This window comes from Flavobacteriales bacterium, from assembly GCA_016124845.1.
Lineage (GTDB): Bacteria > Bacteroidota > Bacteroidia > UBA10329 > UBA10329 > UBA10329.
Genome location: WGMW01000015.1, coordinates 61,055 through 78,532 on the forward strand (window position 1 = coordinate 61,055; position 17,478 = coordinate 78,532).

Consider the following 17,478-nt stretch of genomic DNA (forward strand, 5'->3'; position numbering starts at 1 on the left):
GGAGTTCAAACTCCGAATGGAGTGTAGTTATCTTTGTTTCTGATTTCGAATGAGAAGAATTCTCCCATACCTGTTTTCGGTCTTGCTATCTGGACAGGCCACTGCGCAATTGGTGGTCGATCCCAACTACACGCCTCAGCAGCTGGTTCAGGACGTTCTGGTGGGTCAGGGAGTTCAGGTAAGCAACGTTCAGTATTCTGGCAACAATGCCTCCAAGGGATATTTTGATGGAAGCAACGCCAATCTCGGCATTAGCGAAGGCGTGATTCTCTGTACCGGAAAGGCAATTGACGCAGTTGGCCCGAACAATGGGCAGAGTCCCTTTGGAGATGAGGGAACGGATTTTCATGGCAACGGGGACCCTCAGTTGACCAGCATCTCAGCTACATCCACATTCGATGCGGCAAATCTGGAGTTTGACTTCATTCCTTCTTCCGATACCGTCAGTTTCCGGTACGTTTTCGCATCCAACGAATACATGTACTGGGTAGGGCAGGGATTTACGGATGTGTTCGCCTTCTTTATCAGCGGCCCGACAATAACAGGAGAGCAGAACATTGCCTTGATTCCGGGAACGAGTACTCCCGTGACCATCGATAACGTCAACGCCAATTCCAATTCACAGTACTACATCTCGAATGAGAATCCACCGGGAACCTCGGTGGAGTACAATGGATTCACTTCCGTGTTCACCGCTACCGCGATCGTCACTGCCTGTCAACAATATCACATTCGTTTGGTAATTGCTGATGGTGGAAATGGCGAATACGATAGCGCGGTCTTTTTAGAGGCAAGAAGCTTTTCGAGCCCTACGGTAAGCATCGATCCGCAGACCAATTACACCAATTCCCAAAGTGGTTTCGACCTGATCGAAGGATGCAGTACCATGTCGCTCACTTTCGAGCGTTCAGCCCCATATTCCAATGCACTGACCGTTGCACTGGACGTATCGGGGTCAGCAACCAATGGGGTGGATGTTTCCAATATCCCCAACTCCCTGACCTTTGCTCCTGGAGATTCAACGGTCACGGTCAGTTTTGATGTTCTGGAAGATGGTCTCACAGAAGGAACGGAAGACCTGACAATAGAAGTTGTGCTCAACAGTCAATGTTCTTCTAATCCAAGTGCTTCGGTAACCGTAACAATTGAAGACGCGGAGCCATTTACTGTCCAGACCTCACCCGATGTGGTATTCACGTGCCCTCAGGAATATCAGATCGATGCAACGGCCAGCGGAGGGTATGGCACGCTTACCTATGATTGGTCCGTTTCGGGAGAAACAGGTTCATCCATCACGGTTTTTCCGCTGGAGTCCACGGCTTACACGGTCACGGTCACGGACGAATGTGGTTTCTCAGAAACGGCAACAACGGTTGTGAACACATCAGGGTATGAACCCTTGCAATTGGAAGTGGCTGATGTGGTGGTATGCGATGGCGAACTGGCCCAACTGGTGGCAAATGTCGAAGGTGGCCAAGGAAACCGAACGTTTACATGGAACGGTGCCTCCGGGTCGGGCACGTACACGTTTCAGGCCACGCAAAGCACAGATGTTGCCGTAACTGTTACAGACGATTGTGGGTTGAGCACTTCAACCACAGCGAGTGTTCAGGTGGATGATGCCATGGCCTTATTCACGCAGCAATTGGTCCGTCATAATGCCATTGAGTTTACCAACACAACCCCCAATACGCAGTCGGTCTATTGGGATTTTGGTGATACGCTGACATCCGATGAGGAAATGATAACGCACTATTATGATACCGCTGGAACCTACACGGTCACTATGGTCGTGGTGAACACGAATGGATGCGTGGACAGCGTCATTCAGGATGTGACCGTTTACCCACCATTGCATGTTTACATTCCGAACGCGTTCACACCCAATGAAGATGGCATCAACGAGACATTCGGGGTGATGGGAGAAGGCTATCTGTATTACGACCTGGAGATTTTTGACCGTTGGGGAAACAAGATACTGAGCGGAAGATTTACGGACGAGAATGCTTGGGATGGAACGATACACGGCAATAAGGCACCACAGGGCATGTACGTTTACCGGGTCTGGGTGCAGCCACCCATCGGTATCGAGCACAAAGAATCGGATGTGCTGTATGTGTTGCCGGGCAAATGATGTCAGCCTAAGACGTGTTTGTCAGTTATTTGACAGATAGCGGCAACCTCGGCTGAGTGATTGCCGTCTTTCACCACAAACCGAAACAGTTCAATAACGTAAGAATTCGTGCATCTTTATGTTCCGATAGCAATTAGGTAATTTTGCGCCCCCGAAAAATTTGAGTTTGAGAAAACTATTTACAATCATTTTGTTGAGTGTGGCCTTTCTTTCGCAGAAGAGTTACGCCCAATTGGTTGTGACCACGGGTCAGACAGCGCAGGCATTGGCCAACATCATTGCAGGGCCGGGCGTGGTTGTTTCCAACGCAAGTATTACAGGTTCGCCACAGGCGATCGGGGCCTTTACCACAGGTGTTAACACCACGGGGCTTGGTGTTGCTTCGGGAGTTGTTTTCGGAACGGGTGACGTGAACGATTTCGCGCAGCCTCAGACCAGTTTTTCATCTTCCCCGCTGGGACAGCCCGGAAATCCGTACCTGGCCAATCTTGCCGGAATCACATCGTACGATGCGTTGACCTTGGAATTCGATTTCGTACCGAATGCCGATTGGGTCTCATTCGATTACGTGTTCGGTTCGGAGGAGCATCCAACGTTTTCGTGCAACCCCACGTTCAATGACATTTTTGCCATTACGGTTCAAGGAGTTTCCGTTCCACTTACAGAAACACTCATTACGCTGGTGCCGGGAACGAGCACTCCGGTTTCTATCGGAAGCATCAATGATGGCGGCTGCGGCAACCCGAACTATTTTGTAGACAATACGGTTCAGAACAGCCAGTACGTGGTGTTCGGTGGATTCACCACGCTTTTGAGGGCCGAAATGGCGGTGATCTGTGGCGAGACCTATCATCTACGGTTCATGATCTCGGATGGTGGCGACTCATCTTACGATACAGGTTGCTTTGTGAAAGAGAACAGTTTGACAACGGGAAGTGTGATCGTTGAAACGGCCACTGCTGCGGCAGACTCCACGGCTTACGAGGGTTGCAATGATGCCACGGTTTCATTGACATTGAACGGACCGCCCATCGCTCAGGATTTCCCGGTGCCGATCTGGATATCGAATTCCACAGCCGATTGGGGCGTGGATTACGACCCGATCCCGCAGTTGAATCTGGCCGACAGCAGCATCATTATCCCTGCCGGACAGAACACGGCAACGTTTACCATCACACCCATCAACGACAATATTCCCGAAGGAGTTGAGTACATTGAGTTCATTGTGATCACATCTACCTGTGGATTGACGGACACGTTCCGGATCTACATCAGCGACCTGGCCCCGATCACAACCACTACCAGCAACGATACGACCATTTGTACGGGAAATGCTATTTCGTGGTGTGAGGCTTCCGGTGGAGGAGGTCTGTACACCTATACATGGGATAGCGGTTTTGGTGTGGCGGACACCATTTTGCCAGCCCCCGCCCAGACAACCACATATCATGTTTCGGTAACGGACAATTGCGGCTCTGTGGCGGCTGAAGATTCGGTGACGGTCATCAAGGATAGCGGCCCGATTCCGTTTGCAGGAAATGACGTTTCCGTTTGTATTGGTGGGAGTGTGCTTCTCAATGCGTCTTCCAATGCACCGAACTCCACATTTGAGTGGAATCCGGCCATCGACCTTTCGAACCCGAACATCTACAATCCGTTGTGCACGCCACAGGTGGACCGTCAGTATATCGTGACAGTTACGCGGCAAGATGGCTGCTCGAACGATGATACGGTGAATGTGACGATCACGCCCCCGCCAACCGCAGACTTCAACCTTCCTGCATTCGGTTGTGCGGGTACGCCATTGCTGGTCCATTACACGGGCAATGCCAATGCGGCTGCGCAGTATCAATGGGATTTTGATGGTGGCATTGTCACCAACGGGAGTGGCATCGGTCCGTTGGCGGTCAAATGGATGCAGCCTGGTAGTTATGATGTGCAGCTTACGGTGGCTTGGGGCGGTTGCATCTCTACAACCGACACCAACCAGATCGAGATCATTGGGCCGCCAGCGGTCAATGCGGGAAGCGATGTTTCCTTCTGTTCGGGCGATTCTGCGGTCATTGGTTCTTCCTCTGCCGCAGGTATCAGTTATACTTGGATTCCATCTAACGGGGTTGCCGATCCCACAGCATCGCAAACCATCGTCCAACCGATCAATTCAACGCATGCTGTTCAGCAATTGGATTATGTGTTGATGGCCGATCAGCAGGGCTGTAAGAACTACGATACGGTTCAGGTCACTGTTTTGCCGCTACCGACCGCAGAATTTCAGATTCCCGATGGCAAGTGTTTTGCCATGAATTCCTTTGATCTGGAGGCGGGCGGCTATTTCGGTCCCAATGCAACCTTCAGCTGGGATTTTGGCCCTGTTGGATATCCTGCATCATCAACTGACCGGCAACCGCACGGCTTTATTTTCAACGAGCCTGGTTTACAGCCCGTAACGCTGATCATTACCGATAATTCATGCGTTAGCGAACCGTTTGTAGGTATGATCGATGTCTACGAAATGCCTGATGCGCAGTTTGTTGCCGACACGCTAACCGGCTGCGAACCGCTTGGCATCAATTTTCTCGATCAGTCCGACAATGCAGGTAGTTCGCTTTACAGAACATGGTCGTTCGGAGATGGAGGTTCTGCCAATGGCGCGAGTCCTTCGCACGTGTATGCCGCAGGTGTTTACACAGTGCGGTTGGATGTGGTAACGGCAGAGGGCTGTGCCGACCATTTGACCAAGAACAGTTACATCGAATCCTACGCAAAACCGACCGCACTTTTTGCGGCAGAACCGCAGGTGGCAGACATCATCGACCCGAACATCACCTTCACCAACTTGGCGCAAGGCGTTGTCACCAGCGATTTTACTTTCTACCCGTTCAATCAGACGCTAAGCGGTATGGAAGTACAGTTCCAATATCCAGATACCGGAGTTTATTCCATCACGCAGATCGTGACCACCGAACATGGTTGCATGGACACGATCTCTGGTACGGTGGAGGTCGATCCGCACTACACATTTTACATTCCGAATGCGTTTACGCCCGGTAATGATGGCCTGAACGAAGTTTGGATCCCGCAGGGTGAGAGCATCCGCTCGTTTGAGATGACCATTTACAACCGTTGGGATCAGGAACTTTTCTATTCGGCAAGTCTCGATAACGGCTGGGATGGCACGTTCCACGGGCGTAAAGTGCCGCTTGGCGTTTACATCTACAGCATTAGCGTCATCGATATTCTTGGCGAACCGCACAAGTATCGCGGTACGTTCAGCTTGGTGCGGTAGTTTTCCGTTGGCAAACGCTGCCAAACTGACAGTTTCTGTATATATTCTGTACCTTTGCGCTCCAATTTTTTGAGATGCAGAATCAGGATATTCTTACCAAAGACATAGACGAAACCCGCCAGGGCGAGGCGTTGGAAATGGCTGCCAAAGGCGGTGAAGGCAAGAAGCTTTACATCGAATCGTATGGCTGTCAGATGAACTTTTCGGACAGCGAGATCATTGCATCCGTGCTGATCGATGAGGGTTTCGAGACCACTAAGAATCTTGAAGAGGCCGATGTGGTATTCGTGAACACCTGTGCCATTCGCGATAACGCGGAGCAGCGTGTGCGCGGCCGATTGGATGTTTTCCGTCAGGCCAAGAAAGCGAACCCAGACATGGTGATAGGCGTGATGGGCTGCATGGCCGAGCGTCTCAAAACCCAACTTTTGGAAGAGGAGAAGATCGTTGACATCGTGGTCGGCCCCGACAGCTACCGCGATCTGCCGAACTTGGTGAAAGTGGCCGAAACAGGGCAGAAGGCTGTGAATGTGTTGCTGTCGCGAGAAGAAACGTATGCGGACATTAATCCCGTTCGTTTGGGTGGAAACGGGGTGACCGCGTTCATCTCTATCACTCGTGGTTGCGACAACATGTGCAGTTTCTGTGTGGTTCCGTTTACACGTGGCCGTGAAAGAAGCCGCGATCCGAAAACGATCGTTGAGGAAGCACGTCAATTGTTCGAGAACGGTTACCGCGAGGTAACGCTTCTCGGTCAGAATGTGGACAGCTACCTATGGGGCGGTGGTGGTCTCAAAAAAGATATTCTTGCCAAAGGCGACCTTGAAGGAACCGTGAATTTCGCGGAGCTGTTGGTGATGGTGGCGGAGATAAATCCCGATCTGCGCGTACGTTTTTCCACCTCGCACCCGAAGGACATGACAGACGAAGTGCTGTACGCCATGGCCAAGTACGAGAACATCTGCAGTTACATCCATTTGCCGGTACAATCGGGCAATACGCGAGTGCTGGACATCATGAACCGTGGCTATTCACGCGAGTGGTACTTGAAGCGCATCGACACAATCCGCGAGATCGTGCCCGATTGTGGCATTTCAACTGACATTATCACTGGTTTCTGCACCGAAACCGAAGAAGAGCATAAGGATACATTGACGTTGATGCAGCAGGTGAAGTACGATTTTGCCTACATGTTCAAGTATTCGGAACGGCCGGGAACGTTGGCCGCACGAAAGTTTGAGGATGATATTCCAGAGGAAGTGAAAGGAAGACGCTTGTCGGAGGTCATCGACATTCAGATGGACAATTCGCTGGAAAGCAACCGCAAGGATGTTGGGAAAGTACATCGCGTGTTGGTCGAAGGAACTTCACGCAAATCCGAAGAGAAATTGCAGGGAAGAAACCCACAGAACAAGGTGATCGTGTTCCCGCGTGAGAACTACAAAGTGGGCGATTATGTGAACGTTTTCGTGGAAGATTGCACTTCGGCCACGCTGATAGGAACCGCGGTCAAATAGCTTGAAACCGAATCTTTACATCATTGCAGGTTGCAACGGTGCGGGAAAAACAACCGCTTCCATGACCTTGCTGCCAGAGATTCTGGACTGCGATGAGTTTGTAAATGCGGATAGTATTGCTGCTGGACTTTCGCCTTTCAGGCCTGAAAAAGTGGCGTTTGAAGCAGGTAGGATCATGCTTCATCGCATTGATGAACTGCTCGAAACGAAGGTCGATTTTGCGTTCGAAACCACCCTTTCGACCAAGAGTTACAGGCACCGAGTTGAACGGGCCCAGAAGCTCGGTTACATGGTAACGCTGGTTTTTCTTTGGCTTCCAAGTAAGGAGCTGGCTGTTCAGCGGGTTGCCGAACGGGTTCTGGAAGGAGGACACGACATACCTGAAGATGTGATACGAAGACGATACACGCGTGGAATAAAGAATCTTCTGACCATATATCTGGATATTTGTGACCAGTTGGTGGTTGTGGACAATGCCGTTCCTAACATGGAAGTAATCGCTGAGAAAGTATCGGGTCGCCCTTTAGCAATCGTGAATCCTGATAAATGGTCACAACTAAAAACTACTGCCGATGAAAAATGAAAATTCGTGGTCAGATGACCGTTTAAAGAAAGTTGTAGAAGGACTGAAGCTTGTGTCTTCTCAGTTATTGGAAGAGAAACGCCTTAAAGGACAAAAGTTGGTTGTGATGATGGATGGAAAGATTCAACAAATGACGGCAGATGAATATCTGGCCGCGACCAGAAATCGTTGAATTGTAATTTGGAAGAATAAATGACAGTCGATCAGATAAAGCAGCGCTTCGGGATCATTGGCCATTCGCCATTGCTCAACCATGCCATCAACACGGCCATGCAGGTGGCACCAACCGATATTTCGGTGCTGGTAACAGGAGAGAGTGGAACAGGTAAGGAGGTGTTTCCGCAGATCATCCACCAACTGAGTTCGCGCAAGCACGGACAATACATCGCGGTGAACTGTGGAGCCATCCCGGAAGGTACCATCGATTCGGAACTTTTCGGTCACGAGAAAGGGTCATTTACCGGAGCGCATGAAGCGCGAAAAGGTTACTTCGAAGTGGCCGATGGCGGAACCATCTTCTTGGATGAAGTGGCCGAATTGCCCATGTCAACGCAGGTGCGTCTGCTTCGGGTTTTGGAAACAGGCGAATTCATCAAAGTGGGTTCATCCAAGCCGTTGAAAACGAATGTGCGAACGGTTGCCGCCACCAACGTCAACATTCCTGAAGCCATCAGCAAAGGCAAGTTCCGAGAAGACCTTTACTACCGTTTGAATACGGTGCCGATCATCATTCCGCCATTGCGTGAAAGACACGATGATATTCCGTTGTTGTTCAGAAAATTCGCGGGCGATTTTGCAGAGAAATACCGCATGCCGACCGTCCGTTTGGATGATAGTGCACGTGAGCTTTTGATGAACTACCGCTGGCCAGGCAACATTCGTCAGTTGCGGAACGTGACCGAGCAGATATCCATTATTGAGCAGGAACGCGAGATCGGTGCAGATGCATTGCGGCATTATCTGCCAGACCACGGCAAGCCGAATTTGCCCGCCATCAGAACTGCAAATAATAGTTCAGGAAGTGGAGAATCGCAGACCGATTTTTCGGAGCGCGAGCTGATGTACAAGGTGCTGTTTGATATGAAGCGCGACATCAACGATCTGAAAAAATTGGTGTTGGACGTGGTCTCAGGTCAGAATGACGTGGAGATCAGCGAGCATCACGCTTCTACCATTCGTAGGTTGCATCAGGATGTGGACCCTGTGGGAGCATCCGATTTCAGTTCAGGTGTTCACGAAGTACAGATCCACCGACCCGGTGAACAACCGTACGAAGAACACGAAGAAGTGGAAGAGTCACTTTCTCTGGAAGACCGTGAAATAGAACTCATCCGAAAGGCGTTGGAGAAGCATCGCGGAAAGCGCAAGGCGGCTTCGCAGGAATTGGGAATCTCCGAACGTACGCTTTACCGCAAGATCAAGGAGTACAACCTCGGTTAGAATGGAAATTCGAAGTATGAAATTCGAAATTCGAAACAAAATTAATGTGCCAGCTTTGTTCTCACGGCCCAGTGTTTCGTGTTTAAAGTATTTCGTATTTCTGATTTTCCCGCTTTTCGCGGGATGTGGCGTTTACTCCTTCACAGGAGCGAGCATCTCGCCTGAGGTGAAATCCGTGAGTATCGATTTCTTTCCATCGTATGCACCGTTGGCCCCGGCCAATATGCCGCAGGCGTTTACGGAAACATTGCGTCAACTGTTCATCACCCGTACCAACCTTGATCTGTTGACCAAGAATGGGGACATCCGTCTGGAAGGCTACATTTCGGATTACGGGACCAAACCCGTGGCGATTCAAGGAAACCAGACGGCCGCCAAAAACCGTTTGACGATTACCGTGAGCGTGACCTACACCGACACGAAAGATGACACCAAAAGCTTTGAGAAGAGTTTTACCCGATTTGCCGATTTCGATGCCACGCAGAACCTTTCGGATGTGGAACAGGGATTGATCTCGGAGATCGATGACCAGCTGGTGCTCGATATTTTCAACGAAGCCGTAGTGAATTGGTAATGACGCGCGACCAATTCCATACGTGGATGGACGATCCGTCAACCATGGATATTGCAAGCGCGTCTCAGCTTCGCGAAGTGATTCAGCGCTACCCGTATTTCCAAGTGGCACAGATGATGCTTGCCAAGAATCTTCGGCAGGAGAATCACATCGATCAACTGAAGCAATTGCAACTGGCGGCCGTGATGGTTCCAGACCGCAAAGTGCTGCACGATTATTTGCATGACAGGCGTAAACCGAAAGTGGCGGTTGTGGAAGAAGAACCAACGGCTGAAGAAGTGGTTGAGGAAACTTCAATTGTTGAAGAGATTGCACCGCAGGAAACCGTTGCTGAGGAAGAAATGCAGGAACAGGAACAATCGGCCAAGATCGAGCATCTGTTGCCTGATGAATTGATTCCTGAACCGATCATGTACCAACTGGAAACGGCCGATCTGCCAGAACTTCCACCGCGTGTCGAAGAAACTGAAGAAGTTGCCGAACCTGAGGAACTGAGTTTCAGCGAGTGGTTGGCCTTTACCGAATCGGGCAAGTTGGAGAAGAAGCCCGCAGTCGAACCGAAAAAGCAGACACCGCAGGAAAAGCGCAGTACCATCGACCTCATCGACCACTTTTTGACGCAGGCCGAGGAAGTGCCGAAAAAGCGTGCAGAATTCTTCAATCCGCAGAAAGCGGCTGCCAAGAGTTCGCAGGAGGATTTTACGGTGGTTTCGGAAACGCTGGCAAGCATTTATTTCCAGCAGGAGAAGTACGAATTGGCTAAGCAGGCGTATGAATCGCTGATGTTGAAAAATCCAGAGAAAAGCACTTACTTTGCCGCCCGTTTAAAAGAAATAGACGACAAACTGAATTCAGACTGAAATGATTTACACACTCATCATCATATTGATCATCCTTGTGTGTCTGTTGCTCATTGCTGTGGTGATGGTGCAGAACAGTAAAGGTGGTGGTCTTGCATCCGATTTCTCATCATCGAACCAAATTATCGGTGTTCAGAGAACGGGCGATTTCTTGGAGAAGGCCACATGGTACCTCAGCATCGGACTGATCGTATTGACGCTCGGTTCCAACTTCTTCATCAACAGAGGTGAAGTTGCCAAAGAGGAATCGGCCATTCAGGAGCAGATCGATAACGCGGCTCTGCCTGGAGCAGAAAGCGTTGGAGAGCCACTTCCTGTGGAGGAGCCAGCACAGTAATTCGGAAAAGGCATTGAAGAAAATGTCAGGATGTCACTTCATCCTGACATTTTTTTTGCCCGAATGTCAACCTTTCAGTCACAGTTATGCCAAACGTGCGTTGGCACAGAATTCGACAGGCGGGAAGCATCAAACTAAAATTCACTAATCAATAAATAATCAAAAATGGGAGCTTTAAACATCAAACCATTGGCTGATAGAGTAGTTGTTCAGGCTGCTGCGGCCGAAGAGAAGACAGCTTCAGGAATCTATATTCCAGACACGGCAAAGGAAAAGCCACAGAAAGGAACCGTGGTTGCTGTAGGAACCGGAAAGAAAGACGAACCGATGACCGTAAAAGTAGGAGACACCGTGCTGTACGGTAAGTACTCTGGCACGGAGGTTAACGTTGATGGAACTGACGTGCTCATCATGCGTGAGTCTGACATTTTCGCAATCGTTTAATCATCAAACCTTTAAAAATCAAACAAAATGGCAAAGCAAATTGAGTTCGATCTGGACGCACGCGACAGATTGAAAAAAGGGGTTGATGCCCTTGCAAACGCAGTAAAAGTGACCTTGGGACCAAAAGGTCGCAATGTGATCATTGATAAGAAGTTCGGAGCACCAACTGTAACTAAGGATGGTGTTTCTGTAGCGAAAGAGATCGAGTTGAAAGACGCGATCGAGAACATGGGAGCACAGATGGTGAAGGAAGTTGCTTCCAAGACCAACGATGTGGCCGGAGACGGAACCACTACCGCTACTGTTCTTGCTCAGGCTATCGTAACTACTGGCTTGAAGAACGTGGCAGCAGGTGCTAACCCAATGGACCTTAAGAGAGGTATCGACAAAGCTGTTGAGGCTGTTGTTACCGAGCTTAAGAAAGTATCGAAGTCTGTAGGTGACGACATCGCCAAAATTGAGCAGGTGGCTGCCATCTCTGCGAACAGCGATGCCACTATCGGAAGATTGATCGCTGAGGCGATGGGGAAAGTAGGTAAGGAAGGTGTGATCACGGTAGAAGAGGCAAAAGGAACCGAAACAACGGTTGAAGTTGTGGAAGGTATGCAGTTCGACCGCGGGTATCAGTCGCCATACTTCGTTACCGATGCTGAGAAAATGGAGGCGGTATTGGACAATCCGTTCATCCTTATCCACGATAAGAAGATCAGCAACATGAAGGATATGCTTCCTGTGTTGGAGAAAGCGGCACAGAGCGGTCGTCCGTTGTTGATCATTTCTGAAGAGGTGGAAGGTGAAGCTTTGGCTACGCTTGTTGTGAACAAGATCCGTGGTTCACTGAAAATTGCTGCGGTGAAGGCTCCGGGTTTCGGAGACAGAAGAAAGGCCATGTTGGAAGACATCGCCATCCTTACTGGCGGAACCGTGATCAGCGAAGAGAAAGGTCTGAAGTTGGAAGATGCAACGTTGGCCGACCTTGGTACTGCTGAGAAGATCACCATCGATAAAGACAACACCACTGTGGTGAACGGTGCTGGCGAGGCTGATGCCATCAAAGCCCGTGTAAATCAGATCAAGGCGCAAATTGAGTCTACAACTTCTGATTACGACCGTGAGAAACTTCAGGAGCGTTTGGCCAAGTTGGCCGGAGGTGTGGCTGTACTTTATGTAGGTGCTGCAACTGAGGTAGAGATGAAAGAGAAGAAAGACCGTGTGGATGATGCGCTTCATGCAACCCGCGCTGCGGTTGAGGAAGGAATCGTTCCTGGTGGTGGTGTAGCCTACCTACGTACTGTGGCTGCTATCGGCAAGATCAAGCCAGAGAATGCAGACGAGAAGACAGGTATCGATATCGTTCTACGAGCGATCGAAGAGCCATTGCGTCAGATCGTTGCCAACGCAGGTTTGGAAGGCAGCATCGTAGTGCAGAAAGTGAAGGAAGGCAAGGATGACTTCGGTTACAACGCACGTACAGATGAGTACGGAAGCATGTACAAATTCGGAGTTATCGACCCAACCAAGGTTACACGTGTAGCGTTGGAGAACGCAGCCTCTATTGCAGGAATGCTTCTTACCACCGAGTGTGTATTGGCTGATGAGCCGGAAGAAGGCAACCCAATGGCAGGAATGCCTCCGGGAGGAATGGGTGGCATGGGCGGCATGATGTAAGCCTCCCCCGTTACTGATTACAGAAGGCCCCGCTGATCCCTGAGCATTTCGAAGGGTGGCGGGGCTTTTTTTGTTTCAAAATCCCATTCAGAGGACGGTCGTTTCGGGTGTGCCATCAGAGATGTTCAACACTAAGTCATATGGTGTTGTCGGTGTGAGGAGGTTATACTCTGTAACTACCAAAAATTGCGATATTGTCCGCCTAAACTAATTACCTGCTTCATGTTCAAGGCGTACAGATTGATCCTCGCTTTTATTGGCATATCATCATTGGTTTCGGCACAGACCAAACTCACTGACAACAAGTATTTCACGGTTACCGTTTCCGAAGAATACAAAAAGGAGAAGTTCCCCTATTCGATGGTATCCGGTGGTTCACCGTTCCAGATTTTCGGTGCGGGCGAAAATGGTTTTTCCTATCACGAGGCTGACCGCAAGAAAAGTGTTTACGGAACCTTTGACAATACCCTGAAACGTACTGAATACAAGGTGACGGATCATGATTTTGACGGCTCGGAAATGAGTGTTGAGAAAACCGTGGCCATCGGTGGGTTTTTCAGAGAATACATCAATGTGTTTGATGGTAGAGAAAAGAAACAGACCCTTTACTACCGGGAGTTGGACGCAAAAACGTTGACACCATCCAAGGAGAAGACAAAAGTTCTCACGAGGTCTGGCAAAAGCTATAAAAGTGGAGGGTTTCAGGTATTGGCTGCCTATTCTCCCAATAGAACAAAACTGCTTGTGGTAACGGATGCCCCAGACAATGGCGATGGTTACCAATTTTCAGTTTTTGACCAGAATTTCAACCTCCTTTGGGAAGGTGTGCCTCAACTGACTGTGGACGGCAATAGTCTTTCACTAAATCTAACAGGTGCTTATGGAAGCGACCTTGTCAATTTACAGGTAGATGATCAAGGGGTGGCCTATTGTCTTGGAGGAAGCTATAGTTCCACGGATGGGAAAGAGCAAAAAGTGTACTATGGAGTACGCTTAGAAAACGGAACGATCAATTACAGTTTCATAGAGTCACCTAAGGAGGATATGCTGACACCTTATCTATACCTGTCACTGTCAAAAAAGGGAGTTCCAATGGTAATGGGCTTTTTCGATTCTAATGCGGGCGACAAAGAGATCAAACAAAATGGGGTCAGTTATGGTGTGCTCAATTTTGATGGTGGAAGCACAACATTGAGGTCAGGTCAATTCTCAGATGAGTTCATCAAATATTGGTGGACGGTTGATGAGATACAGATGTCCGATATGGAAATGGCGATGGGAAAGCCTGCAGGATTTACCTTCTTGATCATGAAGAATATTGCCATGCATGATGATGGGGGCTTCACCATGGTGGGACAGAACAGCTCGCCTTTTAGAAGTGTTGGCAATATTGTGCTCATCAATATTGATAAAGAAGGGAATGTGAACTGGATGAATAAGGTGCCCGTGGCACAAACGGGTGTTGGAGACCAGTACATGGGATTTGCCCTGGCCCAGAGTGAGCGCTACCTCTACTTCCTCTTCAATGACGAGAAAAAGAATGCCGACCCCAATTGGAACCGGGAGAAGCTTTACACATTCGACCAGTTTGCCAACGTAAAGGACCACGTGGCAACCATAGCTGTTTGCGATATGAATGATGATGGAAACGTCATTCGCCAAATGGCCTGGACCCCGAAGGATGTTGGAGGTACCGTGTCTCCAATGGATCACACCGTACAGGTGAGAAATAGTTTTTACGTGTATGTTTCCGACAACGGAAATAAGGAACGTGTGGTAGAGGTTAAACTCAAAGATTGACCGGCTGAAGAATGCCAATTTCACAGAAAGCCCCGCTGATCCCGAAGCATGTCGAAGGGTGGCGAGGCTTTTTTGTTTAACGGTTTCTGCGTAAGATGTACGTTAGGCAACTACATCCTTCTCTCCATGCAACGGACAGCATAACTCCTGACCTAGACCCTTCAGGCGCACGTTAGCATCGGATGTATGAGTTTTGGAAATGCTGATTGCACCCTCCAATATTATCTAATTCACGCCAAATTCAATCTTAATTAGGCATTCCTTTAGGTGTCCGCCTTGAATGTAAGCCACTCCAAAATGATCGTTATCGTTGTGAAAGTACTTTGATAGAGAGAACATTCCTCCAACATCTTTAGAGTCCCAAAGTTGTTTCCGTGAATAAGTTCCTTCGGGGTCATTGATGTCAAAATGAACCAATACCACAGGATTGTCTGGTCCAGAGAATACACTCGGATCGGAGGATTTTTCATCCCAGGATACGTTCTTGTAGTTATCATTGAAGACAACATAAACGTCATCTCCAATAACTTGGAGGAAATACCCCAATCCCTCATCCGTGCCTCCATGAATCTGTCTTACAGGGATTACTTGACTCCAGACCATGTTCATGTCCTTGTCCAAGCAGAAAAAGTGAATTGGTCCAGCATTGAAATCATCTGCTAACCACCGCTCTTGGCCATGTATGATCAATCTTCCATCAGGTAGTTTTTTTACCCCGCGGATTTTCAGTTCATCGATTACCAGCGGCTTCCCTTTCTCATTGTCCTTGTTCAGTTTTTTTGCCTTTGATTCGACAACCTTTTTTGTCAAATGGTCAATTCCGTATGCAACTTTTTTAACGTTTGGCTCCTGCTCGAGATTCCAATCGACAATCAGTAAACCCTCTGAAGACCGAAGGCCATATGTGCAGATGGCCAATATTCCCCGTTCTTGATTTTCGGCAAGTGCAAGCAGAACTTTCCCCGATGATGGAAATCCCGTCTTCTCAATTCTTTCGGCATTAATATGATATAATCGTTGTTCAAACCGTTGTTCTTCTCCGAATCCTCGCCCTTTATCTATTCTTGTCAAAGAAAGCATGGCCCCGTCATTCAGCGGAATTTCATTCTCTAACCTTTGAATGCCTTCAGAATGATCATATTTCATCTGCCTGTTCCAAACCACTTGCATATCTGGCCCAAACATCACGTACTGATGGGTAAAAACAGCTGGGTCGGAATTATCAGGTTCTGGCAATTTCATAGCCAGCAAGGCATAAGACCCATTATCAGAAATGAGAATGCTAGGCCTTTGGTACTTGAAATCTTTGAATGCATTCTCTTTTGGGAGTCTGAGAAATTCAGTTGGTTCAGACTTGTTCAATCCATCATTTCCCACTTCGGCAATTGTAAAAATGTTCTCTCCATTGTCTACATATATACTCAGTGCATACTTCTGACCATTAACACTCAAGTATCGAAAGTAGTCAGCGTCTTTTCGTTCTTCAGATTTGGACGTTCCAAGTTTAACCGATTCAGAATTCGTCAGTTTAAGGTTGCCATCGTACGTCTCTACCTTCGAATCTGTATCCGATTTAATGTAAATGTTAAACGATGAACTGTTTAAGTCACTGATATTGAACACGGTCTCCTTGGCTTCGCGAGGCTTAACATCTGTTGCCGTTACTTTGACACCTGATACTTCTGCAAGAACTCTCTGAGCCATAAGGTCAGTAGTGCCGGCAATCGATAGCAGAAAAGCTAAAAGTGAAATCTGTTGTTTCATATTGGTTTATTGGAATTGTTTCAAACTTGTCCTATTGTCTGCAACATAAACATAAGTTCAATGTCATGAACTCAATTTCATCGAAAAGTATCTTCAAACCCCTCACTTCACTCTTTCGGTCACCCACCCGCTTCCACCCATTAGTACGAAAGTAGCAAACTGCTTATGGGTTCTGCCTTGTTGTTCGTGTAATTGATTGTACTTCAGTTCATTAACGAATGTAAGACAGCGTTGGATAACGATAATGGTATCTTTAGCCAGTAGTTGTAAGCAAGTTAAAATGGGGACACTGATACAAGACATTAAACAGCAATCGAAGTGGGCTGTAAGAGCTTTTGAAGCAGACGGTTATGAACTGGACTACTCAATAGAAAGCCTCTTAGAAATTGACCGCTTTATTCAGCGGCATACGAAGGACGGACAGCCAGTTAAAGGTGGACGACTTTCCAAGAATTACGGAGGAATAATTTTTTCCCTGTCGGCTTACGTTGGCGAAACACTCATTAAAAACGTACCTAAGTCAAAGTGGGTAACGGACGACAAAGACCCGATGGGAGAAATAAACATCGCGGTGAAACTGGGAGACGGAACGACATGCTGGCCTGCGCAACGAATGATCAAGCGAATTCAAAATGGACTTGAGGACGGCATCTATCCGTATGGACACAAACTCGCTGAGAATAGCATTAAGCAACCTTTCGACCAAGACTTTTGGAAAATTGATGAGGAGGTCAAGCCAATTGAGCCAAAGTCATGGTGGCAATTCTGGAAATAAAAGAAAACCTGCTTACAACACCCGCTAAAATCAAATGCTTGTGACGGTGCGTCAGTCGGTCTCAGTTCTGTTCTGCGCTGTCCGTGCATGGCGAAAGGACGGCAGTTTCTAACGCATTATCTTTAGCGGAAACCGCAGTAAGTATTCAAGGAAGCCCAAAATTGTATGAATCTAATTTTTGCAAAACTTTTCGAGGAATATAGGCGAAAGAATGATTTACCGAAGTACAGTATTACAATTTACATCAGTGTGGTTTACTTCTTCCTGTCATTTGTGATTCTGTTACCAATTAAAAT

14 protein-coding genes are annotated in these 17,478 nt (G+C 48.3%); 13 read left to right on the top strand and 1 reads right to left on the bottom strand.

The genetic code is table 11. The annotated features are described in order from the left end of the window. Window positions 1-49: 49 nt before the first annotated feature. From GC178_07395 to GC178_07450, 12 genes are all read left to right on the top strand, one after another. Entirely contained in the window at window positions 50-2,134 is a 2,085-nt protein-coding gene (locus tag GC178_07395; protein ID MBI1287391.1) for a T9SS type B sorting domain-containing protein, read from the top strand. A gap of 166 nt (window positions 2,135-2,300) precedes the next feature. Beyond that, on the top strand, window positions 2,301-5,420 hold the full coding sequence (locus tag GC178_07400) for a T9SS type B sorting domain-containing protein (GenBank protein ID MBI1287392.1): 3,120 nt from the start codon (window positions 2,301-2,303) through the stop codon (window positions 5,418-5,420). Window positions 5,421-5,494: 74 nt separating this feature from the next. Continuing rightward, a complete protein-coding gene (gene miaB, locus GC178_07405; protein MBI1287393.1) occupies window positions 5,495-6,937 on the top strand; it encodes a tRNA (N6-isopentenyl adenosine(37)-C2)-methylthiotransferase MiaB in 1,443 nt (480 codons plus the stop codon). A 1-nt stretch (window position 6,938) separates the two neighbouring features. Then, entirely contained in the window at window positions 6,939-7,520 is a 582-nt protein-coding gene (locus GC178_07410; protein MBI1287394.1) for an AAA family ATPase, read from the top strand. Continuing rightward, window positions 7,510-7,692: a hypothetical protein gene (locus tag GC178_07415; protein MBI1287395.1), complete on the top strand. Its 183-nt coding sequence runs from the start codon at window positions 7,510-7,512 to the stop codon at window positions 7,690-7,692. The genes GC178_07410 and GC178_07415 overlap by 11 nt, the downstream gene beginning before the upstream one ends. Window positions 7,693-7,712: 20 nt before the next feature. Next, window positions 7,713-8,960: a sigma-54-dependent Fis family transcriptional regulator gene (locus tag GC178_07420; protein MBI1287396.1), complete on the top strand. Its 1,248-nt coding sequence runs from the start codon at window positions 7,713-7,715 to the stop codon at window positions 8,958-8,960. Window positions 8,961-8,976: 16 nt separating this feature from the next. Continuing rightward, window positions 8,977-9,534, top strand: coding sequence for a hypothetical protein (locus GC178_07425; protein ID MBI1287397.1), 558 nt, complete (start codon window positions 8,977-8,979; stop codon window positions 9,532-9,534). After that, the gene (locus GC178_07430) at window positions 9,534-10,394 is read left to right on the top strand and encodes a hypothetical protein (protein ID MBI1287398.1); all 861 of its coding nucleotides are present in this window, start codon (window positions 9,534-9,536) and stop codon (window positions 10,392-10,394) included. The genes GC178_07425 and GC178_07430 overlap by 1 nt, the downstream gene beginning before the upstream one ends. Window positions 10,395-10,398: 4 nt before the next feature. Beyond that, complete coding sequence (gene secG, locus GC178_07435) at window positions 10,399-10,731, top strand: preprotein translocase subunit SecG (protein MBI1287399.1); 333 nt, start codon at window positions 10,399-10,401, stop codon at window positions 10,729-10,731. A 165-nt stretch (window positions 10,732-10,896) separates the two neighbouring features. Then, window positions 10,897-11,175, top strand: coding sequence for a co-chaperone GroES (locus GC178_07440; GenBank protein MBI1287400.1), 279 nt, complete (start codon window positions 10,897-10,899; stop codon window positions 11,173-11,175). Between the two features lie 27 nt (window positions 11,176-11,202). Continuing rightward, complete coding sequence (gene groL / locus GC178_07445) at window positions 11,203-12,843, top strand: chaperonin GroEL (GenBank protein MBI1287401.1); 1,641 nt, start codon at window positions 11,203-11,205, stop codon at window positions 12,841-12,843. A gap of 222 nt (window positions 12,844-13,065) precedes the next feature. Further along, on the top strand, window positions 13,066-14,643 hold the full coding sequence (locus GC178_07450) for a hypothetical protein (GenBank protein ID MBI1287402.1): 1,578 nt from the start codon (window positions 13,066-13,068) through the stop codon (window positions 14,641-14,643). A 225-nt stretch (window positions 14,644-14,868) separates the two neighbouring features. Here the strand turns inward: GC178_07450 and GC178_07455 are convergent, their stop codons facing one another. Then, window positions 14,869-16,407, bottom strand: coding sequence for a hypothetical protein (locus tag GC178_07455; GenBank protein MBI1287403.1), 1,539 nt, complete (start codon window positions 16,405-16,407; stop codon window positions 14,869-14,871). Between the two features lie 280 nt (window positions 16,408-16,687). Between GC178_07455 and GC178_07460 the strand changes: the two genes are divergently transcribed. Further along, window positions 16,688-17,182, top strand: coding sequence for a hypothetical protein (locus tag GC178_07460; protein ID MBI1287404.1), 495 nt, complete (start codon window positions 16,688-16,690; stop codon window positions 17,180-17,182). Window positions 17,183-17,478 lie beyond the last annotated feature (296 nt).

Coding starts and splice junctions, on each gene's coding strand:
- GC178_07395 (MBI1287391.1), top strand. CDS start 50: ATGAGAAGAATTCTCCCATACCTGTTTTCGGTCTTGCTATCTGGACAG.
- miaB (MBI1287393.1), top strand. CDS start 5,495: ATGCAGAATCAGGATATTCTTACCAAAGACATAGACGAAACCCGCCAG.
- GC178_07415 (MBI1287395.1), top strand. CDS start 7,510: ATGAAAAATGAAAATTCGTGGTCAGATGACCGTTTAAAGAAAGTTGTA.
- GC178_07420 (MBI1287396.1), top strand. CDS start 7,713: ATGACAGTCGATCAGATAAAGCAGCGCTTCGGGATCATTGGCCATTCG.
- GC178_07425 (MBI1287397.1), top strand. CDS start 8,977: ATGAAATTCGAAATTCGAAACAAAATTAATGTGCCAGCTTTGTTCTCA.
- GC178_07430 (MBI1287398.1), top strand. CDS start 9,534: ATGACGCGCGACCAATTCCATACGTGGATGGACGATCCGTCAACCATG.
- GC178_07440 (MBI1287400.1), top strand. CDS start 10,897: ATGGGAGCTTTAAACATCAAACCATTGGCTGATAGAGTAGTTGTTCAG.
- groL (MBI1287401.1), top strand. CDS start 11,203: ATGGCAAAGCAAATTGAGTTCGATCTGGACGCACGCGACAGATTGAAA.
- GC178_07450 (MBI1287402.1), top strand. CDS start 13,066: ATGTTCAAGGCGTACAGATTGATCCTCGCTTTTATTGGCATATCATCA.
- GC178_07455 (MBI1287403.1), bottom strand. CDS start 16,407: ATGAAACAACAGATTTCACTTTTAGCTTTTCTGCTATCGATTGCCGGC.
- GC178_07460 (MBI1287404.1), top strand. CDS start 16,688: ATGGGGACACTGATACAAGACATTAAACAGCAATCGAAGTGGGCTGTA.